At 35.2% G+C, this 26,396-nt stretch carries 20 protein-coding genes and 5 pseudogenes; 23 read left to right on the plus strand and 2 right to left on the minus strand.

Annotated elements, in window-relative coordinates:
• The first annotated feature begins 80 nt into the window (after window positions 1–80).
• Both PCY07_RS04910 and PCY07_RS04915 read left to right on the plus strand, forming a co-directional pair.
• Window positions 81–8,798 carry a helicase-related protein gene (locus PCY07_RS04910; protein ID WP_301356061.1) on the plus strand — a complete coding sequence of 2,906 codons (8,718 nt, stop codon included), beginning with the start codon at window positions 81–83 and terminating at the stop codon, window positions 8,796–8,798.
• 42 nt (window positions 8,799–8,840) lie between these two features.
• Window positions 8,841–9,500, plus strand: a complete 660-nt coding sequence (locus PCY07_RS04915) for a DNA-binding protein (protein WP_301356060.1) — start codon at window positions 8,841–8,843, stop codon at window positions 9,498–9,500.
• A gap of 68 nt (window positions 9,501–9,568) precedes the next feature.
• On the opposite strand, the gene PCY07_RS04920 is transcribed toward PCY07_RS04915, so the two are convergent.
• Together PCY07_RS04920 and mobC are read right to left on the minus strand one after the other, a co-directional pair.
• Entirely contained in the window at window positions 9,569–10,900 is a 1,332-nt protein-coding gene (locus PCY07_RS04920; protein WP_301356059.1) for a relaxase/mobilization nuclease domain-containing protein, read from the minus strand.
• Between the two features lie 2 nt (window positions 10,901–10,902).
• Window positions 10,903–11,259: a plasmid mobilization relaxosome protein MobC gene (mobC, locus tag PCY07_RS04925; RefSeq protein WP_301356058.1), complete on the minus strand. Its 357-nt coding sequence runs from the start codon at window positions 11,257–11,259 to the stop codon at window positions 10,903–10,905.
• 269 nt (window positions 11,260–11,528) lie between these two features.
• Here mobC and PCY07_RS04930 point away from each other — a divergent pair, with 269 nt between their 5' ends.
• The 21 genes and pseudogenes from PCY07_RS04930 to PCY07_RS05030 all read left to right on the plus strand — a co-directional run bounded on the left by PCY07_RS04930 (window position 11,529) and on the right by PCY07_RS05030 (window position 26,355).
• The gene (locus PCY07_RS04930; RefSeq protein WP_301356055.1) at window positions 11,529–12,146 is read left to right on the plus strand and encodes a TetR/AcrR family transcriptional regulator; all 618 of its coding nucleotides are present in this window, start codon (window positions 11,529–11,531) and stop codon (window positions 12,144–12,146) included.
• A gap of 109 nt (window positions 12,147–12,255) precedes the next feature.
• Window positions 12,256–12,984, plus strand: a complete 729-nt coding sequence (locus PCY07_RS04935; protein ID WP_125411854.1) for an ABC transporter ATP-binding protein — start codon at window positions 12,256–12,258, stop codon at window positions 12,982–12,984.
• On the plus strand, window positions 12,959–14,518 hold the full coding sequence (locus PCY07_RS04940) for a hypothetical protein (RefSeq protein WP_301356054.1): 1,560 nt from the start codon (window positions 12,959–12,961) through the stop codon (window positions 14,516–14,518). Before PCY07_RS04935 ends, PCY07_RS04940 begins: the two co-directional genes overlap by 26 nt.
• Window positions 14,519–14,537: 19 nt before the next feature.
• The gene (locus PCY07_RS04945) at window positions 14,538–14,759 is read left to right on the plus strand and encodes a DUF1648 domain-containing protein (RefSeq protein WP_125411856.1); all 222 of its coding nucleotides are present in this window, start codon (window positions 14,538–14,540) and stop codon (window positions 14,757–14,759) included.
• A gap of 2 nt (window positions 14,760–14,761) precedes the next feature.
• A complete protein-coding gene (locus PCY07_RS04950; RefSeq protein WP_223339681.1) occupies window positions 14,762–15,109 on the plus strand; it encodes a GntR family transcriptional regulator in 348 nt (115 codons plus the stop codon).
• A 296-nt stretch (window positions 15,110–15,405) separates the two neighbouring features.
• Entirely contained in the window at window positions 15,406–15,816 is a 411-nt protein-coding gene (locus tag PCY07_RS04955; protein ID WP_301356050.1) for a sigma-70 family RNA polymerase sigma factor, read from the plus strand.
• 487 nt (window positions 15,817–16,303) lie between these two features.
• Window positions 16,304–16,465 (plus strand): hypothetical protein, encoded by a 162-nt coding sequence (locus PCY07_RS04960; protein ID WP_301356048.1) that lies wholly within the window; start codon window positions 16,304–16,306, stop codon window positions 16,463–16,465.
• Between the two features lie 91 nt (window positions 16,466–16,556).
• Window positions 16,557–18,248 (plus strand): recombinase family protein, encoded by a 1,692-nt coding sequence (locus PCY07_RS04965; RefSeq protein ID WP_301356046.1) that lies wholly within the window; start codon window positions 16,557–16,559, stop codon window positions 18,246–18,248.
• A 347-nt stretch (window positions 18,249–18,595) separates the two neighbouring features.
• Window positions 18,596–18,667 (plus strand): annotated as a pseudogene (locus PCY07_RS04970) (competence protein TfoX); the annotation flags it as partial.
• Window positions 18,668–18,692: 25 nt separating this feature from the next.
• Window positions 18,693–19,310 (plus strand): RpiB/LacA/LacB family sugar-phosphate isomerase, encoded by a 618-nt coding sequence (locus tag PCY07_RS04975; RefSeq protein WP_301356044.1) that lies wholly within the window; start codon window positions 18,693–18,695, stop codon window positions 19,308–19,310.
• Window positions 19,311–19,814: 504 nt separating this feature from the next.
• Window positions 19,815–19,964 carry a hypothetical protein gene (locus tag PCY07_RS04980; protein ID WP_301356042.1) on the plus strand — a complete coding sequence of 50 codons (150 nt, stop codon included), beginning with the start codon at window positions 19,815–19,817 and terminating at the stop codon, window positions 19,962–19,964.
• Window positions 19,965–19,971: 7 nt separating this feature from the next.
• A pseudogene (locus PCY07_RS04985) lies at window positions 19,972–20,115 on the plus strand (replication initiator protein A); the annotation flags it as partial.
• Window positions 20,104–20,740: pseudogene (locus PCY07_RS04990) on the plus strand (CHAP domain-containing protein); the annotation flags it as partial. The pseudogenes PCY07_RS04985 and PCY07_RS04990, both read left to right, overlap by 12 nt.
• Window positions 20,741–20,857: 117 nt before the next feature.
• Entirely contained in the window at window positions 20,858–21,856 is a 999-nt protein-coding gene (locus PCY07_RS04995; RefSeq protein ID WP_301356040.1) for a hypothetical protein, read from the plus strand.
• A pseudogene (locus PCY07_RS05000) lies at window positions 21,846–22,310 on the plus strand (hypothetical protein); the annotation flags it as partial. The gene PCY07_RS04995 and the pseudogene PCY07_RS05000, both read left to right, overlap by 11 nt.
• Before the next feature lie 30 nt (window positions 22,311–22,340).
• Window positions 22,341–22,601: a hypothetical protein gene (locus PCY07_RS05005; protein ID WP_301356092.1), complete on the plus strand. Its 261-nt coding sequence runs from the start codon at window positions 22,341–22,343 to the stop codon at window positions 22,599–22,601.
• Between the two features lie 94 nt (window positions 22,602–22,695).
• Window positions 22,696–23,130: a VOC family protein gene (locus PCY07_RS05010; protein ID WP_195311483.1), complete on the plus strand. Its 435-nt coding sequence runs from the start codon at window positions 22,696–22,698 to the stop codon at window positions 23,128–23,130.
• 58 nt (window positions 23,131–23,188) lie between these two features.
• A complete protein-coding gene (locus tag PCY07_RS05015; protein WP_006153684.1) occupies window positions 23,189–23,503 on the plus strand; it encodes a TfoX/Sxy family protein in 315 nt (104 codons plus the stop codon).
• A 141-nt stretch (window positions 23,504–23,644) separates the two neighbouring features.
• Window positions 23,645–24,487, plus strand: a pseudogene (locus PCY07_RS05020) (GyrI-like domain-containing protein).
• Window positions 24,488–24,930: 443 nt separating this feature from the next.
• Window positions 24,931–25,359: an aminoglycoside 6'-N-acetyltransferase gene (gene aac(6') / locus PCY07_RS05025; protein ID WP_002912789.1), complete on the plus strand. Its 429-nt coding sequence runs from the start codon at window positions 24,931–24,933 to the stop codon at window positions 25,357–25,359.
• Between the two features lie 120 nt (window positions 25,360–25,479).
• A complete protein-coding gene (locus PCY07_RS05030; protein WP_195311484.1) occupies window positions 25,480–26,355 on the plus strand; it encodes a phosphotransferase in 876 nt (291 codons plus the stop codon).
• The last annotated feature ends 41 nt before the right edge of the window (window positions 26,356–26,396 follow it).

Consider the following 26,396-nt stretch of genomic DNA (forward strand, 5'->3'; position numbering starts at 1 on the left):
AGTTGCAGCACATAGAATTTAAAGGTGATTAGAGTAAAATCTAACCACCTTTTTTGTTTGGAAAAAAGAAGGAGGTAAAAATGCGAATAAATGATTTTCATAACATTTTGGAGCTTGTAAAACAAGATGTGCTTCAAAGTGAAGCAGAATATCTGAAGCTACTAAAGGTTGTCGGAAACAATCAGAGATATGACTTTAGAAGTCAGCTTAGTATCTATGATAGAAATCCTGAGGCGACAGCCTGTGCCAAGTTCGACTATTGGAGGGAACGATTTAACCGTACCGTTATGAGAGGTAAAAAGGGTATCCCAATTTTGGAGGACTACGGCACATACAAGAAGGTGGACTATATCTTTGATATAAGCCAGACGGTTTCAAGAAACAGGGATGTCAATGAGGTCAATCTTTGGAGATTTGATAAGGAAGCTCATAGGGATGTCTTAAAGGAAATGATAAAAAATGAGGGCTATGAGGAAAGTGAAAGCACCTTAGAAAATATCTTTTCTTTAAGCAGGCTTTACGGAGATGAAAAGATAGACAGTCTTATGAACGAGCTTAGAATAGCCGATGAGAATAGAATATCTTTTACAAAGTTTGTGAGAGAATCAGTGAGCTATGCGGTATCTTCAAGGTTTCAGCTTGATTATCCTATGGATAGTGAACTTTTAAGAGAAAATTTTGAAAGACTTGATAGCATATCTTTTATGAGTCTTGGTGAAACCGTATCGGATATTAGCGGAAATATCATTGATGCGACCATTCAGAAAAGTAAAGAGCTTGACAAAGAAGTTTTAAGAGGTAAAGAAGCAGGATATAATAAGATTAGAGAAGAAATTGAGGAGGTAGAAGAAAATGTACTTCGACGAGATGATCAGAAAAGAAATGAAAACGAGCGAGTTCTCCGAAATGGAGAGTACGGACGAGATAATAGAGAAAATCAGGGAGAATACACTAAACAGCTTGGAGGAACAGACGGATTTCATGAAAGAATTCCCGAATCCGATTTACGCAGTGATGAGACTCACTTATCTTTCAGAGAGCGAGGAGCAGAGCCATTTCGAGATGCTAGTAGATCTATACAAGGAGAAGAAGCTGACAGGACACCTGATGGATATTCAAAAACAAGCGATGGACTTTATGAGAACAGAAAAACCGAAACTGATGGCAGCTTGGAAGATAGAGGACGAGAACAATCCGCAGTATGGGGCGATGATTTCAGCTCTAAAGGAAATGACGATCAAGGAAGTAGTGGAAATTTAAAAGATAATACTGAGGTAGAGATAAGAGAAGCTGATAAGGCTTCTTTTTCTTTACCCGAAAATACTTACGGACAGATGAGACTTACCATTCCATTAACTCAGAAGGATATAGATGCTGTCCTTATTAACGGAGGAAATCACGATGGAAGTAGACTTCCTGTTATTGCAGAGTTTTCTAAAGGAAAAAGTAATGGAGAATTGGGAGAATACCTCAAAGATACATTTAGAGGCGGAAACGGATTTTACATTGATGAAAGAGAAGTATCTTCCTGGTATTCGGATAAAGGCATTCATTTAGCTTATGGGACTTCAGCAAGAGAAGATGATACGCAAATTTTAAGCTGGAATGATGCAGCAAGTAGGATAAATGAGCTTTTGGAAACCGGAGAGTTTGCCACAAATGTAGAACTTTCTGAATCCCTTGATTATGAAAGAGATAGAATTTCAGAATCCCTATGGTATCTATATCACGATTTAAGCGAAGAAGGAAAAGCACAGGGATATTTTGATTTTATAGAAAGAGGTGGTGGCTTTCCGGAAGAAACGAAAAAATTGTCTGAGGCATTAAAAAATCCTGAGTATCTGAAAGAAACAATCAAAGAATACAGCAGGTTTTTAGCAGGATATAAAGAAAATAGAGATGTACTAAGATTTCACTACCACAAGGTAGATAGCCTTTATCAGAGATTACAGGAACTTGAGCTGCCACGAAAGGAATATAGTACCAATCTGATAGAGCTTCCTAAAGCAAATCCATTTATTACAGAAGATGAAGTCTTTGCTGCAATTTCAAGAGGAAGCGGAATAGATAAGGGAAAAGAGCGAATCACCAAATTCTTCAAAGAAAACCATACACTTCAAGAAAAAACTAATTTCCTAAAAGATGAGTATGGCATCGGGGGAAGCTCTCATGCTGTTTCAGGGGCAATGGGAAGTGATGAATGGCACGATGCTAAGGGACTTAAATTACAGAAGAAAGATTGCAGTGATGTTTTTCTTACTTGGTCAAGTGTGGCAAAGCATATTGATGAGCTGCTTTCTAAAAATCTTTATCTTGAGGAAAAAATAGAAGGTAATTCAGAGATAGAAGAAGCAAAAGAACCACAATATTATTCCAAAGATGATCCTGAAAACTTAATGACAGATGAAATGCTTGAAAGAGTGCCGGAGCTTTACGCACAGGAGGATGTAGCTTTAGCGGATAAAGAGGTTCATGCTGCATATATCATTCCGTTTAGAAGTAATTGGACTTGGTATATGACGGAGTATGACAGGGAAAGCGGCGATGCCTTTGGACTTGTGCTTGGGATTGAGCCGGAATGGGGATATTTTAATCTTGAGGAGCTGAAGGAACTAAACGCCCAAAGGCTTATTTTAGAGGATTTCCCAAAGGCCTTTAGAGAGCTTAAAGACAGTGAACTTAAAAAGCAGATGGATGAGCAGGAGCTTCAGTCTGTCTTTAATGGAGAACTTAGCTTTGTAGAAGAAGAACTTGAAGCACCTGAAGAAACAGAAGAAGTTAAACGGGTTGACACAGTTCAGGCTACACTATTTGATTACCTAAAGGATAGAGAAGAAGTTGAGCTGAATGAAAAAGAGGAAAACCCTTTAGATGATTTGGCAGTTAAAGCAGGTGATGCAGTCTATTTTCATCATGAAGAATACAAAGTCAGAGAAATTTCTAAAAATGAAATCACAGGAAGAAATGACTTGTGGCTTGATCCTGTAAGACAAGGTAATCATCAAATCCCCATTGTAGTCTTTGAAGATAATGAGGACTTATTAAAGCGGGTAAGTCTTGAAAGACCTAACTTTATTGTTGGAGATGAAGTTAAATATAAGGATAAAAACTATACCATCACACGCTTTGATGATATGGGAAATAATCTAAAGACAGTAACGGTTAAGGACAATACCGAATATCTTGGTGGTATGATAACAGGCTCCGATGTAATCCCTTATCGTCTTGAAAGCGACCTTGATAGGCTATTTGAAAATCTGACCTATACGAAACATGAAAAGACTATTGAGGGAGTAGAAGTAAAGAAAACTGAGGCTCATAACTTTAAAATCACAGAAGAAACACTTCCTGAAAAGTTATCTCCAAGCGAAAGACTGAATAGCAACCTTGAAGCAATCTCTATGTTAAATAGAATTGAAAGAGGTGAGAGAGATTTAGATATTAACGCTCAGGAAGTCCTTTCAAAGTATGTCGGTTGGGGCGGACTTGCTGATGTATTTGACGAAAGTAAAGAGGGACAATGGGAAGTTGCAAGAAGTTTCTTAAAGGAAAATTTATCACCATCTGAATATGAAGCTGCAAGAGAGTCTACCCTAACAGCTTTTTACACACCGAAAACAGTGATTGACAGTGTATATAAGACACTTGCAGGTATGGGATTTAAGAGCGGTAATATCTTAGAGCCAAGTATGGGAGTTGGAAACTTTATCGGCAATCTTCCCGATGAAATGAGTAAGTCAAAGTTTTATGGCGTTGAACTTGACTCAGTAAGCGGTCGTATTGGAAAACTCTTATACCCTGAAAGTGAAGTGCAGATTAAAGGGTTTGAAGAAACGAGCTTTTCCAATAACTTTTTTGATGCAGTTATCGGTAATGTTCCCTTTGGAGAATATAAGGTAAATGACAGGGATTATAACAAAAATAACTTCCTTATTCACGATTATTTCTTTGCCAAGTCCATTGATAAAGTAAGAAATGGTGGTGTTATCGCCTTTATTACATCAAGTGGCACAATGGATAAAAAGGACGAGAGTGTCAGACGATACATTGCAGCAAGAGCAGAGTTTTTAGGGGCAATCAGACTTCCAAATGATACCTTTAAGGGCGTAGCCGGAACAGAAGTAACCTCAGATATTATATTCCTAAAGAAAAGAGACAGTATCAGAGAAAGAGATGAGGACTGGATTCATCTTGCTGAAGATGAAAACGGGCTTTTATATAACAAATACTTTGTTGATCATCCTGAACAGGTGCTTGGTTCTATGGAAGAAATATCTGGAAGATTTGGGAATACAATAGCTTGCCTGCCGAAAGAAAATACAGACATAAAGGAACTTCTTACAAAAGCAGGCACAGAAATATCAAAGAACGCAAAGTATGAGGAAATAGAACTGCTTGATGATGAAATCAGCACAATGCCTGCAACGGATGATGTTAAGAACTTTTCCTATACCGTTATTGATGATGAAGTCTATTACAGAGAAAACTCCCTTTTCGTCAAGAAAGAGATAACGGATAAGAATAAGGAAAAGATTAAGGACTATCTTGAACTGAATACTGCCCTTAAAGATGTTATCTACAAGCAGAAAGAGGACTATTCCGATGATGAGGTAAAGAAAGCTCAAGAAAAGCTCAATGAAGTCTATGACAGTTTTTCTAAAAAGCATGGGTATGTCAATAACCTAAGTAATACCAGAGTCTTAAAAGAAGATAGTAATTTTCCACTTGTTTCCTCCATAGAAATCCTTGATGAAGAAGAAAACTTTAAGGCAAAGGGAGATATTTTTTCAAAAAGAACAATCACAAAGGCAAAGACAATCGACCATGTAGACACTTCCCTTGAAGCTCTTGTGTTATCTATGTCTGAAAAAGGTTATGTGGACTTTGACTATATGGGAAGTCTTACAGGAAAAGACAGACCTACTTTGATAGAAGAACTTAGAGGAGAAATCTACTTAAATATCAGAGAAGAACAAAACTTTTACAGACCGTTATCCTTTAACTTGGAGGATGGGGATTTACCTTTTGCCTGTGCAAATGACAGTAATTCATATAAATATGGCTATGTAACAAAAGATGAGTACCTATCAGGGAATATCAGAGAAAAGATTGCGATTGTTGACAGTTATCTATCAAAACTTAGACAAACGAAAAGAGAGCTACCTCATCTTGGCTATGCGGAAGATGGAAAAGAAAAAGAGCTGATAAGCTATGAGATGAACCGATTGGAATACCAAAAGGCAGAGCTTACAAAAGTTTTGCCAAAGGAGCTTGAAGCAAGTGAAATCAATGTAAGACTTGGTGCAACATGGATACCGATAAAAGATATTGAAAAATTCATCTTTGAAACGCTGAAAACTCCGGGATATGCCAAATGGGATATTAAGGTTAAATTTTCAAATCTGACAAGTGAATGGAATGTAGAAGGAAAGAGCAGGGACATAGGAAATGACCTTGCAGAGATGACCTACGGCACCTCAAGGGTAAATGCCTATAAGCTGATTGAAGATGCACTGAACTTAAAAGAAACAAAGGTATTTGACCAGATTGTAAATCCGGACGGCTCGAAAACTTCTGTATTAAATAAAAAGGAAACGCTTCTTGCAGGACAGAAACAGGAGCTTATAAAGGAAGAATTTAAGAACTGGATATTTAATGATCAGGAAAGAAGAAACAGGCTTGTAAAGCTATATAATGAGCGTTTTAACTCCATCAGAAATCGTGAATATGACGGCAGTAACCTATCCTTTGAGGGAATGAATACTAAAATAGAGCTTAGACCTCATCAGAGAAATGCTATTGCAAGAAGTTTGTATGGAGGAAATACGCTTCTTGCCCATGTGGTTGGTAGCGGAAAGACCTTTGAAATGGTGGCTTCCGCAATGGAAAGTAAAAGGCTTGGAATGTGCAGTAAATCACTCTTTGTTGTACCGAACCATCTAACAGGTCAAATAGGCAGAGAATTTATGCAGTTATATCCATCGGCAAATATTATGGTGGCAGATAAAAAAGACTTTGAGCCGAAGAACAGAAAGAGATTTATCGGAAGAATTGCCACAGGAGAGTACGATGCGGTAGTAATCGGGCATACGCAGTTTGAAAAAATTCCGATGAGTAAGGAATATCAAGAGAAGCATATTCAGGATCAGATTGATGAAATCATAAATTATGTTGAGGAATATAAGCATGACAGAAATCAGAACTTTACGGTAAAACAGCTTGAAAAGACAAAGAAAAAGTTGGAAACAAGGCTTGAAAAATTAAATGATGATTTTAAGAAAGACGATGTTATTACTTTCGAGGAACTGGGTGTAGATAAGCTATTTGTGGATGAAGCACACAATTACAAAAATCTCTATCTATACACAAAAATGAGGAATGTAGCAGGTATCGGTCAAAGTGAAGCATTTAAGTCCTCCGATATGTTTATGAAGTGTAGATATATGGATGAAATGACGGGTGGAAAAGGTATTGTATTTGCCACAGGAACGCCTGTATCAAATTCCATGACAGAGCTTTATACCATGCAGCGTTATCTTCAGTATGAAAGCCTAAAGAAAAATAATTTGGAGCATTTTGATAGCTGGGCATCTACCTTTGGTGAAACACAGTCTGCCTTTGAATTATCTCCGGAGGGAACAGGGTACAGAGTTAAGACAAGATTTTCAAAGTTTTACAACCTACCTGAGCTTATGTCTATGTTTAAGGAAGTTGCAGATATTCAAACAGCGGATATGCTTAATCTTCCAACACCTGAGGCGCATTATGAAGTTATTAAGACTTTGCCAAGTGAGGAACAAAAGGAAATTCTAAAGAGCCTATCCGAAAGAGCTGATGATGTTAGAAATAGAGTGGTAGAACCTGATGAAGATAATATGCTGAAGATTACCAATGACGGTAAAAAACTTGCCTTAGATCAGCGTTTAATCAATCCTTTGCTACCCGATAATCCTGACAGTAAGGTCAATGTATGCGTGAAAAATGTGTTTGCCATTTGGGATAAGACAAAAGAAGATAGGTTAACACAGCTTCTATTTTCCGATATGTCTACACCAAAAGGCGATGGGGAGTTTAATATCTATGATGATATTAGAGAAAAACTTTTAGCAATGGGTATACCGAAAGAAGAAATCGCCTTTATCCATGAAGCCAATACTGATAAGCGAAAAGATGAACTCTTTGCAAAGGTAAGAAAAGGAGATGTGAGGATTTTGCTTGGTTCTACTCAGAAGATGGGAGCCGGAACGAATGTGCAAAACAAGCTGATTGCACTTCATGACCTCGATGTCCCTTGGCGTCCTGCCGACTTGGAGCAGCGTGCGGGTAGAATTGTCCGTCAGGGAAATGAAAATAAAGAAGTTAATATCTATCGTTACATTACCGAGAACACCTTTGATGCCTACCTTTGGCAGACCATTGAGAACAAGCAAAAATTCATTTCTCAAATTATGACAAGTAAAACACCTGTCAGAGTAGCGGAAGATGTGGACGAAAGCAGTTTAAATTATGCTGAAATAAAAGCACTTGCAACAGGTGATCCAAAAATCAAGGAAAAGATGGATCTGGATAATGAGGTTACAAAACTTAAAATGCTGGAAGCAAACTTCAAGTCCAATCGTTACAGGTTAGAGGATAAGGTCGCAAAAAACTATCCGGAAGAAATCACAAGGACGGAAAAACTCATTGAAGCTGTAAAGAAAGATATGGCAAATGTAGAACCTAAAGCAGAGGGTGAGGAAAAGTTTACTTCGATTACCATAAAAGACGAGAGAATATTTGATAAAAAGATTGCAGGAGAAAAGCTACTTGAAGCTATCAAGACCATAAAAATCAATGAAAGTAAGATGATAGGCAAGTATAGAAATATGGATTTAGAGGTCAGTTATAACTTCTTTACCAATGAGCATAATTTCAGCTTAAATGGTGCTGCAAAGCATTCAGGAGAGCTTGGCACAAGTGCAGACGGTAATATCATAAGACTGGATAATGCCCTCGAGAAAATGCCTGAAAAACTGAAAAGACTGGAGGAGAAGCTTACAAGCACAAAAGAACAGCTTGAAAATGCCAAAGAAGAACTCAAAAAGCCTTTTGAAAAGGCAGATGAACTAAAAAATAAGGTGTTAAGACTTGCTGAGTTAAATAAGCTCCTTGATATGGGAGAAGTGGAAGAAAAGAGAAATGATAATCCGCTTATAGAAGAAGTAAAAAGAGCAATCATTGACTTCTGTAATAGAGAGTACGAAGAAAATCATAGCTATGATGAATTTAATACCTTGTACCCTGATTTGAAGCATATAGGCATCGCCTATACCAATACACCCGATGAAAGGCATGGTATTCAGTATGAACTGAATTTAGAGGATAAGACATGGACTCAGTATATTGATGACACACCAATCAAAACAGAGAGCTTTGATTACGAAAATAAGGGAGAAAATGAAGCTCTAAAGAATATGAAAAATGAAATAGAAATGTCCTCTTTTAGTGATTTAGTTTATGTTGATTCCGAAGATTTAAGAGCAGCAACGGGACTCGATATTGATGATGAAGGAAACTTCTATGATCCACTTGCAAAAGACCTCGATAATGACGGTGTTCCGGATAGATATGATAATGACTTTAAGGACAGTGATTATTTTGAGTCAACCTATGATGTGGAGGACAATTTTCATATCAAAGAAGAAAACACACAAAAATCAGAGGATAAGCCGTCTATTTTAGATCAGATAAGAGCCTATCAAAATGAAAGTAAAACAGAAGAAAAGCAAAAAACAAAAGAACAGGAAATTTTAAGATAAGGGGAGGGCAATCTCCCTTTTGCCATGAAAGGAGATAAAAACATGGATTACAAAGCAATGAGAAATCAAATAGAAGATATGGTAAATGATAACCACAAGGACTTTGTAAAGGCGATTATAAGCATGGAAAAAGGCATCAATGATGAAAGTGCTTTGGACAAGCTATATGACGCTTATATGGACAATGACACCGTTAATTTGCTACATGAGGAATTTGACTATATGATTGAAGAATTAAGAGAACAGGGGCAGATAAAAGACCTGCCTTATGTACAGACAGAAAAAGATAACCTTGTCAATATCGTTGGAAATATTGTAGAAAAGGTCGATATAGTTGAAAGGGAGAATAAGAACGGAGAAACCTTTAAGGTGGCGAATTTCTCCGTTGTTTCAAAAAATGATGAAGGAGATAAAGTATATCATAATTGCTCTGCATACGGAGAAAAGAGTGATATTCCAAAGGACTTTAAGCAGGGAGATTTTGTTAAGCTTTTTGGACAAATCAGAACTTCTGTTGATGACAACGGTAAAGAACATACCAACATCAGGGTACTTTCTTCAAAACTGTTAAAGGCAAAAGAACAGATGAAAGGGCAAGAAGAAAAGAAAGAGTCTGTACTTGGAGCTATCAAAAAATATCAGGCTGAAGATAAGGAAAAGCCTAAAGAAAAGAAAGAAACATCAAAAGAAGCAGAGAGATAAACTTATGGTCGGTGTGGTCTTGGGACTGCACCGACTCTTTTTTTATTTGCGAAAAAAGGAGACAAAGATTATCTCTCCATCTCCTTATCCATATAAATTCCGTAATTTTTTCGTATCTTATAAAGCTCGTCCATAGTGGATTTTGAGGAAGAATACTCTTGCATAAGGCTATTCTTTTTTTCTTGTAATTTATCAAGCTCAGCTAAAATATCCTTTGAATTTGGGAGCTTGGAATAAGATTTTTTAAGCTCTGAGAGAGCATTTTCATATAGGGTAATCTGAGCTTTGTACTCTTCAAAAAATGCCTTGTCAGACGGATTAGCAGTATATTCCTTGTAGCACGCTCTGTATTTTTTAACGGTTTGAACTTGCTCCATAGTGGTGGAAAGCTTCTGCATTTCCTTATCAATAGCCTTGATTTTCTCTTGTATATTTTGCCTTTCATCTGCTGCTTTTTGAATATACTCGTCAAGCTGTTTAACGGATTTAATGCCATGTTCTCTGATACAAATAACAGACTCAGCCATTGTATGAAGGTTATGTTTGGTTGCCCAATATTCGTAGCCTTTGCTTTCCTTTACCTTTGCATTGGTGTTCATGTCAATAACATTGCCGATGCGTTTTTTGACGTCGGGAGTCTTGATAAACTCTCTTTCTGCAATTCGTTCTTTTAATCTTTCCTCGGTATAATCTTCTCCGATTGTTTTAGTCCTTGTAAATCTCGCCTTATCTTTTGGCTTAAAAGCAATGTGCTTACCGTATTTGATTTCATAGCCAAGATCAGCCATCTTCTTTAAAAATTCGTCCCAGTCCTTTGACTGTTTTATTATTCTATCAATGTCAAATTGAAGTTTACTTTTCCAAGAAGTGCCATGCTTTGCCTGTTCGTTTTCATACCAAGATTTACCGTTAATCTTATATTTTTTCTTATAGCTTTCGTAAAACTCGTCAATGACAGATAGGCTATTTTCTTTGCAGAGTTTATCACTCTGATAACGGATTTGGTGGTAGCTTTTCTTGTTAGACTGGTAGCACCTACCTGTTACCATATTTACATTATTGAAGATGATGTGATTGTGGATATGCCCCTTATCTACGTGAGTAGATAAGACAAATTCGTACTCATCTTTGAGTATCTTTTTACACAGCTCCATACCAATCTGGTGAGCCAATTCAGGGCTTGTTTCTCCCGGTAAAAAGGATTGAATGAGATGTCTTGCAAGAACGGTTCCTTTTGTTCCTGCGTCATTTCGTGTCCTTAAAAACTGAGTGTGAGCAGTTGATTCGTGGCATTTATGAGTGCTTACTAAAAGCTGCTCGTCTGTTTTATCTCCATTTACAATGTAGTCGATAGCAAGATTAAGAGTCGATTTTATTGGGTGTATTTTTGTAATAGCCATTATTATTCACCTTCCGTTTCAGATGTTCTTTTCAGAAGTAGTGAATGAATTTGCCACAGCTCTTTTGAGAAATGTTCAATCTCTTTTTTTATATCACCTATGTCCTCTTTGTAGATTACACCTGTCGAATTTACTCGCTTTGCAATCTGATTGATGTTGTTTGTTGCATTAGAAAGTAAGCCTTGTAAATCTCTGAAAGGCTCTAAATCCACTTGATAAATTTCCTTTTCCAAAACGCATTTGCGGATGAAATGGCTCATGTTTCTACACTTCGCAAATCTTTTTTTCTCTTCAAAAAGAGCCTTTTCTTCTTCAGTTAGTTTAATTTCAAGTCTTTCGTTTCTTATTCTATTTGCCATAGTTAGTTCCTCCTTTGAATGTATTTCGGGGTCTTAGGGTTCTCCCTAACAAGCTAAAAATTGATAAAAAAAGAAGCAGATCCCCAAGGGCTGCTTCGTCAATTTTCCGTAAGTGTCCGTACACTTACTGTGCTTGCTACAAAAGTCAAGCAAGCATTAAGCATTTTTCTAAAATTGTAAATATATTATACCATAAAATTCAAGAGAAATGATAAAACACAATTGACAAATTGTCAGTTGAGTGATATCCTTTAAATAGGAGGGATAAAATGCGAGATGTGAAAGAACCGGAAATACGACGTGCTGAAATTATGGATGCTGCAATGCTACTCTTTATAGAGCAAGGGTATACTAATACAACAACTCAGGATATTGTTGACAAAGTAAATATATCAAGAGGCTTGCTGTACTATCACTTTAAGAATAAAGAAGATATCTTATATTGTCTTGTGGAACAATATACAGATAAATTATTGAAAGATATTCATGTTATTGTCTATGATGAAGGTAAAACCGCCGTTGAAAAAATTAGAGCTTTTATAGATGCCACAATTATATCTTCGGAAAATATTTCAGCAGAGGGAACAGAGTTACAAAAAACAGTTGATCTTGAAGAAAATCGATATATGATAGATAAGTTATCCCATAAGATTATTGAAAAACTGACAATATATTTTGAAAGGATAATAAACCAAGGAATATCAGAAAAAACACTTTTTGTAAAATATCCGTCTGAAACAGCGGAATTTCTTATGACAGCTTATGTTTTTGTTTCAAATAACATAAGTATAAGATATTCAAAAAAAGAGTCTGTCAATGAGTATTTAAACGCATTTAAGATAATGCTTGAACAAAGCTTAAATGCAAAAAAACTCTTTAGCAATTGAAAAAGAATAGAATGTTTGTAAAAATAATAATGTTCCGATAGCTAATGCTAAACAAGCTATCGGTATTATTTCAAATAATAACTGACAAAATGTCAATGGAGGTAAAAGCATGTTAGAGATAAATAATTTTAGCAAATTTTATGGAGACAAAAAAGTTGTTGATAACCTATCCATTTCAGTACAGTCTGGAGATATTTATGGATTCATTGGTGCAAATGGAGCTGGAAAAACTACAACAATAAAAGCAGTAGTTGGGATTCATGATTTTGAGAATGGAAGTATAACGATTAATGGGCATTCCATTAAAGAGGAGCCTGTTATTTGTAAAAAAATGATGGCATACATTCCGGATAATCCAGACTTATATGAACATATGACGGGTTTTCAGTACATCAATTTTATTGCAGATTTATTTGAAATTTCTACTGAAATACGCAGAGAAAGAATTCAAAAATATAGTGATTTATTTGAAATGACTAAGCATCTTTCGGGGATGATATCTTCGTATTCACATGGTATGAAGCAACGAACAGCGATTATTTCTGCACTGGTGCATTCTCCAAAGTTACTAATTTTAGATGAACCTTTTGTAGGACTTGATCCAAAAGCGGCTTTTCTACTAAAGAAAGTGATGCACGAATGCGTGTCAGATGGAGGAGCTATTTTCTTTTCAACACATGTTTTGGATGTTGCAGAAAAATTATGTAATAAAATTGCAATTATAAAAAATGGAAAGTTAATTGCAAGCGGAAATACAGAAGAAGTCAAAGGTGATAAAACTTTGGAAACTTTTTTCATGGAGGTACAAGATAATGAGCAAAATTTGGATACTAATTAGAGCCCAATTGATAAATTTTTTTCCAATCAACGAAATTAGAGAGCCGAGAAATAAAAAGCAAAGCTCTGTTGTTATTGCAAGTTTTGGAATAATAACTCTTGCTATATTTTTCTGTGTCTATAATATTATGACAGCCAAAACACTGGTACAAGTTGGACAGCAGGAATTGATACCGGCTTATATGGTTGCGGTATCAAGTTTTTCAATATTATTTTTGACAATATTTTATTCTAATGGAATTTTATTTGGTAGTCGTGATATAGAAACGCTTTTATCGCTACCTTTAAAAAGCTCAGACATTATAAGTAGCAAGTTTATGTTTATGTATTTATTGAACTTTTTAATAGGATTCATATTTATGCTTCCGGGGGGCATTGTTTGGGCGTTAAACGGAAGCTTAAATGTATTACAGATTATATTGTATTTTACCTCCATGATTTTTGTTCCATTGATACCTATGTGCATAGCAGCATGTATGGGAATGATTGTTGTGGCTGTTTCATCTTATTTTAAGAGGAAAAATGTTATTGCTCTAATCTTTTCATTTGCAATGATAGGCATAATTGGATATATTGCAGTGTCAGCTATGAAATCAGGTAATGAAGACAGCATTGAGATCATGCTTTCTAAGCAAATTACAGAACTGTACCCAATATCCGGGTTATTCGTGCAACACACAAATTTTCCAATGTATATTGGAATGGGATTATTTATTGTTTTTTCAACAGCAGTTTTTTATATATTTGTAAAAATTGTTGCGATGAAGTATGGATTGCTTAATACTCTTGCTAAAACAACATCAAGATATTCTGATAACAAAAAATCTTATAATAGAAAATCGATATTTCTTGCCTTGTATAAAAAAGAAATGGGACGCTTTTTAAGCTCGTACATGGCGGTCTTGAATGCAGGCCTTGGTGTAATACTTTTATGTGTTTTTAGTATATTTTTGCTTTTTAATTCTGTAGAACAAATAGGAGAGTCTTCAGGGATAGAAAATATAAATGAATATCTCTCAAATTTTGCTCCATTATTTATTGCATCTATGCTCTCGCTCAGTTGCCCGGCAGCTTCAGCGATATCTTTAGAAGGAAAAAACATTTGGATTTTGCAAAGCTCTCCTGTTAAGGTAAAAATGATCTTAAATTCCAAGATAGCTGTAAACCTTACACTTCATTTGATTGGGTATATGATTTCCATATTTGCATTTACGCTAAAACTTGATATGAACTTTATTCAAGTTATTAACCTAATAATTGTTCCTATATGCTATTCGATCTTTATAACAGTGATAGGAATTTCCCTAAATAAAAAGTATCCAAATTATGAATGGGAAAGCGAGATGATGGTTGTAAAGCAGAGCCTGCCTGTTATTGTGTCTGGGCTTGTCGGGATAATTGCACTCATTACACCAATTTTTCTTAATTGGTTTTTAAATCTTCCGATAACACCGGTTTTGCAGATAATATCAGTTACTTTACTTGTTATTTCAAGTGAAGTTTATATAAAAGTTAGCAAGTCAAATTTTATTTAGTTTAAGGAGGGAAAATTGTATGAAAGTTGGACTGTTAAAAGATGTCTTGGTCTTGATGTTAATGATTGTTGTAATATTTATTATTTGCATATTTCTCCCGGAGGAAATTCCTGTTCATTTCAATGCAAAAGGAACCCCTGATATGTTTGCTAATAAATATTATCTTCTGTTTACTACGGTTATTCCGTATTCTGCTTATTGGAAATTTATACGAGGAAGGAAAAATAAAAAGGTTAAGTGAATATGTATCCATATTTACAAATAACATCTGTGATAAGAGCAACTATTTTAAGAGGTAAGTATGTACCGGGGCAACAGATGCCTCCCATAAGGACTTTAGCAGAGATGGAAGAATGTAATCCTGCAACCGTCCAAAAAGCATTAAAAATTCTTGAGAAAGAGGGGTTGATTGTTAGTCGTGGAAGTAAAGGATATTTTGTTACTGAAAGTGAGAAGAAAATAATTGAGTTAAGAAATCAGCATTTGAACAGGCTAACAAAAATATTGTTTGAAAAACTATATGCCTTAGGATTTTCGGATTCTGAGATTATCAAACTATTTGATAGAATAGAAACTAAAAAAAATGAATAAAAATCAATTATGTATGAAGAAGATAAAGATATTGACTATTTAGATTATTGATAAAATGGAGGAAACAAATATGAAAGAATCTAAACATCTAATGTTAGAAATACCAAAGAAACAAAACATTCCTCTTTTCAATAATCTCTATAGTAGATTATTGTTTCAGATACAAGCTGAAACACGTAAGTGTAGCTAAAGAAGTATTCTTATTCTTCCGTTTTAGAGGACTTCGTATGCCTAAGTGTAGAAGTCCTCCTTTTTTTGTCTAAAAACGCAGACAAAAAAGAAATGGAGGAAATAAAATGTCAAAAGAATATTACCTTTATGTCAACGGACAAAGGGTTAAAGTCAGCGAGCAGATATATAAAGTCTACTGGCGAGAAAAAGAACACGAAAAGTATTTAGAGCAGGTGGATAAGAAAAACCACTTGCTCTTTTTTTCATCATTGGATCATGACGGACATTTTGCAGATAGCATTATTGATGAAAGCGTTGATGTAGAAAAGATTGTGGAAACACAGATGATGATTGAAGCAGTCAGAAATGCTATATCAAGGCTCAATGCAGAAGAAAGAGATATTATTGAACGCTTATATTTCAATGATGAAACGGTTCGTTCAGTGGCAAAGCTCAAAAGTATTACACATCCAGCTTTAATCAAAAGAAGAAACAAAATTCTTGAAAAGCTAAAAAAAAATATCGAAGAACTTTAAAACTTCGGTAACCAAAGGGGTCAAATTTTCCTTATGTAAAGTGAAGGGGAGTTTGACCTCATTTACTTTTTTTGGGTAAGAGATACGCCTGCTTATGGCAAATAGGAAAATGCAAAGAAAACAATCCCTTTCAAATATTGCTCTTTGACAATTGAATAGACCAAGGTAGGACTTTATCTACTTGTGGAGAATTATGACTTACGCCATGACCTTTCTGCTGAAAGTAATTTCGGTTTTATGAATACTGGGTTAACCAAGGATACAAGAAAGCGAGCGGTAAATAAGAATACATAAAAAACAGAGGTGGCAATCTGTTCGATGATACAAGTAGTGATAATGATACTTCAATAGTTTAAGCTGCCTCGTCTGGAATAAGGGGCAGAGGTGAGATTCCTATGTAGCAGCCAATGCACCTACCAATGTCATAAAACTTAGTAAGAAAAATAATACTTGATTATAAAGAATTTAAATCGGAGGGGGTGTATTAGTGGATAATGGCTGGAATGGATTGGCTGATTTGATAGCAAATCTGATTACAAAGTATGCTGGAGTTTTAGATTTAGATAATCTTCCAAATCCAACTCCAGTAAAAAGTACAGAAGGTAAAAATAAATTTGACATGGCAAAAACGCAGATTGAGAATAAGTAATAAAAGTGATATAATATACTTGATATATGAGTCCAAACCATAATTGGTATAAATATAAAGATATAGAAAAAAGGATATTGAGGTTAATGCTATGTCAAAAGAAAAAATAAAAGTATACCTCTATACAAGAGTATCTACATCAATACAGATAGACGGTTATTCTTTAGAGGCACAAAAATCAAGAATGAAGGCTTTTGCTCTCTATAATGATTATGAGATTGTTGGTGAATACGAAGATGCAGGTAAGTCTGGAAAATCTATAGAAGGTAGAGTTCAGTTTACTCGTATGATGGAAGATATAAAAACCGGAAAGGATGGAGTGTCTTTCGTTCTTGTATTTAAATTATCGAGATTTGCAAGAAATGCTGCTGATGTTTTATCAACTCTACAAACAATGCAAGATTTTGGAGTCAATTTAATTTGTGTTGAGGATGGGATTGATTCATCCAAAGATGCAGGCAAATTGATGATTTCAGTTTTATCAGCTGTTGCTGAAATTGAAAGAGAAAACATTCGTGTTCAAACAATGGAAGGTCGCATTCAAAAGGCAAGAGAGGGAAAATGGAACGGAGGGTTTGCCCCGTATGGGTATCAGCTTGTCGATGGAAAACTGTTTATCAATGAAGAAGAAGCTGTAGCTATAAGAACTATTTTCGATCAATATGTTAACACAACCATTGGAGCGAATGGACTTTCTAAATACCTAGAAAATCATGGAATAAGAAAAATTCCAAGACAGAATGGGAAAAATCCATTATTTGATGCGGGTCTTATAAGAAAGATATTAAAGAATCCGGTATATAACGGGAAGATAGCCTTTGGAAGAAGAACTTTAGAAAAAGTTCATGGTACAAGAAATGAATATAAGCAAGTTGAACAAGATGAATATTTAATAGCTGAAGGTATTCATGAAGCAATAATTTCTGATGAGTTGTGGCAGGCTGCTCAGGTTAAGTTAAAATCTCAAGCAAAGAAATATGAGCATGTGAATAAGGGAAAAGATGTTAGAACTCATTTGTTATCAGGAATTGTAAAATGCCCGATATGTGAAGTGGGAATGTTTGGAAACAAGTGTATCAAGAAAAAGAAAGATGGTACAAAGTATAAAGATTTTTATTATTATGGCTGTAAACATAGGCAGATGATAAGAGGTCATAAGTGTACTTTCAGTAAGCAGATCAGAGAAGAATTGTTAGATGACGCAGTTGCTGAGGTAATTATAAAGATAGTAAGCAATCCCAAATTTGCTTCTATGATGCAAGAAAAAATCAACATGAAGGTGGATACCTCTGAAATAGAAAAAGAAATAGATAATTATCAAAAAGAACTGCGAAAAAGCCATTCCACAAAATTTAAGCTAATTGAGGAAATCGATAATTTAGATGTTGATGATAGGCACTATAAGCGAAGAAAACAGGACTTAGATGATAGACTCTATCGTATGTATGACAAAATTGAAGAATTAGAGTCGCTGTTAATTGATGCGAAAGCAAAGAAACAAACTATTGAAGCTGAAAAACTTACAGGAGACAATATATATAAGGTTCTGATTTATTTTGATAAACTCTACAATGTAATGAATGATGTAGAGCGTAGGCAGTTAATTACATCATTGATTTCTGAAATTCAAATTTACGAAGAAAAGCAACCGAATGGGCAATGGCTAAAATCAATTACTTTTAAACTTCCTATCATCGATGAAGATTTAAATATAAGTTTGGACAATAATGAGCATGTTGAGGCAGTATCACTACTTGTACGAGCTGAGGCATCAGCGAATTAGAAGTAGATGATCTGCCCATGCGATAGGACTCGTAGAATGAGGAGGGGGACCGACGAAATGATACGGTAAGTCCGAACCGCCGAGTGTGTAAGCTTGTTAGTGAAATGCAGATAATCCTCAAAAGGTTCACCCAAACCTTTTGAGTCTCACAGACGCATCATGTTAAGGCGGTATCACTGCTTGTACGAGCTGAGGCATAAGCAAATTAGAAGTAGAAGATCTGCCCATGGGATAGGACTCGTAGAATGAGGAGGGAAACCGACGAAATGATACGATAAGTCCGAACCGCTGAGTGTGTGAATTTGTTGGATTGATGTCAAAAGTTGAACTCGCTAAGTAAATAAACTGTAGAAAACAAAGGCTTGTTCAATTCAATGTATGATGAATTACTGGCACCAAAACCAAAGAAAAAGAAATAATTAATTAGAAGTTGTAGGGGGGAGTATGAGAATCGGAGTTATTCAAGCAAGTTCACAAGCGCCCAAAAATCAAATAATCTATGATGCTGTAGTAAAGTACGCTCCAAAGAAATCTGAGGTTATAAATTTTGGCTGTACGATAGAAGAAAATGAAAAATATTCGTATATAGAGATTTCTATTCTTGTAGGTATCTTGTTGGCAAGTAGGACAGTTGATTTCGTTGTTACGGGCTGTTCTTCCGGACAAGGAATGATGCTTGTTTGTAATAGTATGCCTGATGTCATTTGCGGGTATGCACCTACACCGAATGATGCCTATTTATTTGCTCAGATTAATAATGGAAATGCGATATCATTACCATTAGGTGAAGATTATACATGGTCAGGTACTGAAAATCTCGAAAGAACAATAGAAGCTCTTTTCTCGGAGCCATTTGGGCAAGGATACCCAAAAAGTGAGGCAGAGAGAAAGGTAAGAGATGCTGAGAAACTTAAAGAAATAAGAAGAATCGGGCAGATTCAGTTTGAAGAATTCGCAAACGTACTAGATATATCATTGTTTGAATCAATAAAGAGGAAACAGAATGTAATTCAGAATGTAAAGGCGTATGGGAAGAAAGAAATAGCTGATTTAATGAAATGAACAAATTCTAGTTTGTCTAGGTAATACCTTTTAACGATAGCCTTATTTAATCATTAAAAGGTATGTGAATATGTTTTCAGATACAGACAAGACTACCTGACATACTTAGTGAGCACTCGTTTCAATTAGAATATGTGAGTTTGTTATAGAAACTTAGTTAAACATCTCGCTTTTTCATTTCAAGGCGAGAGGTTTCAAAGCTCCACTGGAGCTTTAAACTCCCCAAACCATTTGAGTCCCATAAACGCATCATACTGAGGCAGTAGCGTTGTTGCGAAGAGTAAAAGGATGAAAATCTTTTATTTCAAGCGTTTTGTCTTTGTAGATAAAGGCAATTTTGACATCAAAAAAGTCCTAAAATGGTACATAGAAGTAAATGTATATGTGGATATCGTTCACATATCGGATAAATGAATACAACAATAAATATTTATATCTCAACCGAGAACTATTCTATATGGTTCTCGATTTTTTTTGCGTTTAAGGAGAAATTTTGTAGAAAAAATGCAGTCATCACATCATATCGTGATTTCTTATATAGTCCGACGAATGGACCTGGATATTGTTGAAGCAACAACTGTGATGGCTGATTTGGAAAAGAGTGGCTTGGTTCAAATCCAACCAAGTGGTGAATTGGAGAAAAAGAGTGTGTAGGTATCTCATGAAATGGATTACAGTAAATCAATATCAAAAGTCTGAGCGCTTTTACAAGCTCATAAAGATTCTTTTGGAGGATGAACAGCATAAGGACATGAAGCTGAAAGTCAAGGTGGCTTATGCACTTCTTAAAACTCGTCTAGAGCTTTTGGGGGAGGACAATCCCCATTATACCAATTGGCTTAATGATTTCTTTGGAAATACGGGTGTCTCGTCCAGCTATTTCTAACCTACTGGGAGGGTAATTCAGGAGACAAGTTACTAGTAGGCCAAACAAGAGAGATAGAGTGGTATTATCAGATTGAAAAGGGCTTTTGTCAGGCAAGCGAAGGCGCAGTCCAAAGTGATTCTAAGGCTTTGGAAAGTGTTCGAAGGGAGCTTTATGATAACTTGCTTCCAGGAGGTGGCGATGCTATGGCTAGTGTACTTGGGAAGTAGCAGCTCGGATCAAGCAGTTAGGAATAAAATTCAAGGGCAGAAATGGGGAAAAGATTCCTAATATCAACACCATGGGAAATGCTCAAGACATGGTGGCAATCACAGCAATTCTGGGTGGTGAAACAGGCTCTATTCCAAGAGTTGAAGTTATTATCTCATTTGTCGGTGACAATCATAGGACCTTTGTTACTTATGGTCATGTGTCTTTTGTTAAGGAGGTCTATCCGGATGATTGATTTCTGGTATCGGAAACTAATGTTGATGGAAGACGGTTTTCTCAGGCAGATAGTGCCATGGGTTTTGCTTATACGACGAAACAGAGAGTCTTTACTTGAAATTTTCTAATATTTTGGTGACTTATAGTTTTTGTAAGTCGCTTTTTATTATCAAAAAACTTGCATTTTATCATTTAAATTGATAAAATACGTAAAAAATGATAAAAAGGAAAAACAATGAATGTTCAAAAGATAATTTCTATTTTTCAATCGTTTTATATTAATGTAAGTGTTGAGAAAATAGCTTTAACTTTACCAATTAGTTTTGAAAAAAGATTTCAATATGTCCAAATGAAGTTTCATAAGGAGTCATTTTTATTGATTAAAGAAAAGAGAAGAGGAAGTTTAGACTCATTTGTTACTCAAGCTCGTATTATGGGTGAAAAAGCTAGCATGGACGTTATTTTGGTATTTTCAAAGCTATCTGACATTGAAAAAAAACAACTCCTTCAAGCTAGAGTTCCTTTTGTAGACTTCAAGGGAAATCTCTTTTTTCCTCCATTGGGATTAGTATTGAATGCTAATGATGATGTTGCAACATCTAAAGAATTAACACCTAGCGAACAATTAACTTGGATTGCCTTTTTATTGACAAAAGGACAAAAAATAGTAGATGTTGATATGCTTTCACAGGTAACTGGACTTCCAAACTCAACGATTTATAGGTGCTTGAGGACTTTTAAAACTTTAGATTGGTTAAATAAGCCAAATAAACTTTACACCTATACTGCATCAAAGAAAGAATTATTCTTAAAATCAGAGTCCTATTTATTTAATCCAATCAAAAAACGGCTCTTATTGCCCAATGTAGATCTAGAGAATATAAAATCTGCTTCTAGTCTTCTATACGGTGGTACTTATGCTTTATCCTATTTGACTTTTTTAGCTGAATCGTATGAAAATAGTAGCTATGTCATATCACATAGACAATTCAATAAATTATCCTTGCCATTATCTCAGCATGTTTTAGAAGGCAAGGTATTAGAGATATGGCGATATAGTCCTTTTGTATCTGAATTTTGGAACGATTTTAAAGAAAATCAAGATAGACAGTTTGTAGATCCTATTTCTCTTTATTTGACCTTAAAAGATGATGATGATCCACGTGTGGAGGAAGAGATTGAAGTACTTAAAAATAATATATTACAGTATCTAGGAGAAGATGATGCCAGCTAATACGAAAGCTATTTTTCAAGAAATGTTTGCGAATTTTCAAGACTATTATGTTTTGATTGGAGGGACTGCAACCTCTATTGTATTGGACTCGCAAGGGTTTAAAAGTCGGACAACAAAAGATTATGATATGGTCATCATAGATGAATTAAAAAATAAGGAATTTTATGATACCTTGAATCACTTTTTAGAATTGGGAGAATATCAAGGAAGTCAGAAGGATGAAAAAGCGCAATTATTTCGATTTACAACAAATAAACCTGAGTTTCCTTCTATGATTGAACTATTTAGTATTTTACCAGAATACCCATTAAAGAAGGAGGGGAGAGAAACACCCTTACATTTTGATGAAGATGCTAGTTTGTCGGCCTTATTATTGGATAAGGATTATTATAATATATTGGTGCATGAAAAAGAATCCATTCAGGGATACTCGGTGTTGAGTAATCGTGGTTTAATTATTTTCAAGGCTAAAGCTTGGTTGGATATGAGAGAACGCTCTGCCACAGGTATTCAAGGTTTAAGTAAAGCCATAAAAAAACATTTGAACGATATTACTCGATTAACAGCTCTATTAGTAGGGAGTGAAAAACTGTCAAATATAACCTCTAGTGACACGGTGAAAGCAGATATGCACCGTTTTGTGATAGAACTTGAGTCTGTGATATCAACTATTCCTCAAAATGATGATATTTTGTTGAATCAAAATGAAGTTTTTGAAATTTTGAAAGATTTTTTAGATAGTTAAAATAATTGTAGAAACAATAGTAAAGAGATATAACAAGTATACAAGTTAGCAAGTAAATTTATTAAGTGACAATTAGAATTCATAGGAGGTAACGATGAACAAGATTACTTGTATTTGTTTAGGTGTGAAAGATATGGAAAGGTCAATAAAGTTTTATAGAGATGGTTTAGGATATAAGACTGATTGCAGAGAAAATAATCCGTCAGTATGCTTTTTTGATACTCCAGGAACAAAGTTTGAACTATTTCCTTTGGAACAATTAGCAAAAGATATTGATGAAAATAATCCACCAAAAGGGAATGGATTTTCAGGAATTACATTAGCCTACAATGTTGAACATAAAGAAGATGTAGAGACTGTAATTGCATTAGTAAGAAAAGCAGGTGGAAAAATTGTAAAAGAGCCACAGGAAGTTTTTTGGGGTGGATATCACGCATATTTTTCGGATTTAGATGGATACTATTGGGAAGTTTCATGGGGACCAAATTTTCAATTTGATGAAAATGGATTGCTGAAATTTTGGGGATAAATAGGGAAAGAGTATGCCATAATGTAAGGAATATTTGATTTTGAAGGAGGTAATCATAGTGAATGAATTTAATGAATTTGTTCGTGAGATTTTTTCCGCAGCAGGTGATATTGTCATAAGATCCATGATGGGCGGATACCTTATATATTTTAACGGTAAGCTGATAGGTGACATTTGCGATAATGAACTATTTTTAAAGAGAACGCCGACATCGGACAAACTTCTTGCAGACTCAGAATTGCGTTATCCGTATGAGGGTTCAAAGACATTGATGTATGCATTCGACAGATTTGAGGATATGGATTTGATTACTGAACTACTGAAAGGTATGTATGCGGAACTGCCAGAAAAGAAACCCAAGAAAGCTAAATGAGACAAACAAGCTCAGTTTGTTGAACTTAGCAAGGTATAAGTTTCTATGAGATGAAGCCTATAAAATTTGTACGGATACTGTAGGGTAAGAAAAGAAATCTTCCTCTATACTAAAATAAACCAAAAGAAAGGGGGAATCAAAATGAATATTATTAAGTCGTTTAACAATACGATTGATTATCTTGAAACAGTTCTTGATGATGAAATTGACGAAAAGAAAGTAACTCAGTTATCCGGATACTCTTATTCGATGTTCAGCCGCTTGTTTTCTATTCTAACCGAAACAACACTCTCAGACTATTTGAGAAGCAGAAGATTGACGGAAGCAGCCCTGATATTAAAAGATACGAACGAAAAGATTATTGATGTTGCCTTCAAATTCGGATACGAGTCATCAGATTCATTTGGAACAGCGTTTAAAAATTTTCATGGATTTACTCCTTCGGAGGTGAGAAATGGGAAACCATTCAAATTAGTCTCACGGGTGCAATTAGCACTAAGTGTAAGAGGAGGAAGAAGCATGAATATTACAATACAAAAGAAACAAGCCTTTGCAGTCTCAGGAGTAAATGAACAAAGCATCAATTCATCATTATGTCCGAGTGTATGGAATAAGCTATATAAAAAATATAGCCACGATGAACTTGCAAGTTTGGGAAGCGATCAAAGTATGGGCGTTTGTCATGATGTGGAAAATTCAAGCACAATAAATTATATGGCTGGTTATATCGTTAATGATGTAGATAAAGCCACAAGTATGGGCTTAGATGTTTTTTAAGTGGAAGAAGCAGAGTATGCAGTTGTAGAATTAGTAGGAAGTGTTCCGGAGTGCATTCATAACGGGTGGAAATATGCAATGGAAGTATTCTTCCCTGAGCATGGCTATATTCATTCAGAAAAACCTGACTTTGAATATTACTATGAAGGTGATATGCACAGCAAAGACTACAAAATGGAACTTTGGATTCCGATAACTAAAGCTTAAAAACCAGCTTGTCGAACTGGAAAATTCCAGTTTGCCGAGGTAATACCTTTTAACGATAACCTAAAGCTATCGTTAAAGGTTCATAGATATGTTCCCACATACAGACAGGTTGAGTTAACGTACTTAGTGTTTACTCGTTTCATGTTGAGGCAGTATCACTGCTTGTACGAGCCGAGGCATCAGCGAAGTAGAAGTAGATGATCTGCCCATGCGACAAGGTGAAACCGAAGGTCGAGAAGGTGCCCTCGGGTATATGACTCGCAGAATGAGGAAGGAAACCGACGAAATGATACGGTAAGTCCGAACCGCTGAGTGCGTGGATCTGCTCTTCCGATCTGAGACAGTCGAAAAGTAGAAGGGGATGGTATTGGTATCAATCAATGAGTAACAAAGTAACAGCATGATTCGAAACATTTGCTTGTAATTTGCGGAGGAACATCAATATGGATGGAATAACAAAAGATTCTATAAAAACGGCTAAACTAATGAAACAATTATGGCCCCAATTGACCGATAAAGAAGCTATTGATGAAGTAAAAAGATATACGAATGGCAAAAATACTGCAATCTTTACTGAAGTTGAAGGTGACACAATTGTAGGTCTAGCACTATGTTCACTCAGATTCGATTATGTTGAAGGTTGTAAATATAGTCCTGTTGGATTCTTAGAAGGGATTATTGTCGACGAGGAATATCGTTTAAAGGATATAGCTAAAAATCTCTGTACAAAATGTGAGGAATGGGCGAAAAATAAAGGATGTAAGGAATTTGCAAGTGACTGTACTTTAACGAATACGGATTCTATAAGATTTCATCTCAATATTGGATTTCAGGAGGCAAATAGAATTATTCACTTTAAGAAGAAATTATAATTTCAGAACGTGGTCAAAATTTATGTATCTTTAGGAAGTGTAAAAGAATGGACGGACTACGAATTACTTTTCATTAGTTAAGAATATAGTAATGTTGTAAAGTTAATCGAGGAGTTATTGATGGATTTTAGTAGTAAGATAGCCATAAATAAAGGCTGGTCAGATGATAAAAAATATTGTGTGACAGATCAAAATCAACAAAAATATTTCTTGCGTGTTTCTGATAAGGAGAAGTTAGATTCTAAAAAATTTGAATTTGATATGATGGAGAAAGTAGCTTCTCTTGGAGTTCCGATGTGTAAACCGATTAACATAGAACTATGCGATGACGAAGTACATTCTTTACATGAATGGATAGATGGGAAAGATGCTCGAGAAACCATTTTAACTGTTTCAAAAGAACAACAATACATTTACGGAGTAGAAGCAGGAAGAATCCTTCAAAAAATTCATTCACTCCCTGTTACAGAAGTTCGTGAAGATTGGGAGGTCTTTTATAATCGAAAAATTGATGACAAAATCTCCAAATACAAAGAATGTCCCGTTCAATATAAAAATGGTCAGATCTTTATTGATTTTTTAAATGCAAATCGTGAATTGTTAAAAGATAGACCTCAGGTTTTCCAACATGGAGATTATCACATCGGGAATTTCATGATTGGTGAAGATCATAAAATTTATGTCATTGACTTTGATCGATTTGATCTGGGAGATCCTTGGGAGGAATTCAATCGTATTGTATGGTCTGCTCAAGTTTCTCCCTCTTTTGCGTCTGGTATGATAGATGGATATTTTGATCATAAGGTTCCGGATTTATTTTGGAAGCTTCTCGCTATCTATATTCTAAATAACTTAGTTGGATCACTTCCCTGGGCTGTACCTTACGGACCTGAAGAAATATCAGTAATGCAAAATCAAGCTAAGGAAATTTTAGAATGGTATGATGATATGAAGCAAATCATTCCTAGTTGGTATTTGATTGAGAAAAAGGCTTAATAATAAAAGAGTTTAAATATCAATTTGAAAAAATGTCAAGA

The sequence above is a fragment of the Streptococcus sp. SP1 genome (genome assembly GCF_030440005.1).
GTDB classification, from domain to species: domain Bacteria; phylum Bacillota; class Bacilli; order Lactobacillales; family Streptococcaceae; genus Streptococcus; species Streptococcus parasanguinis.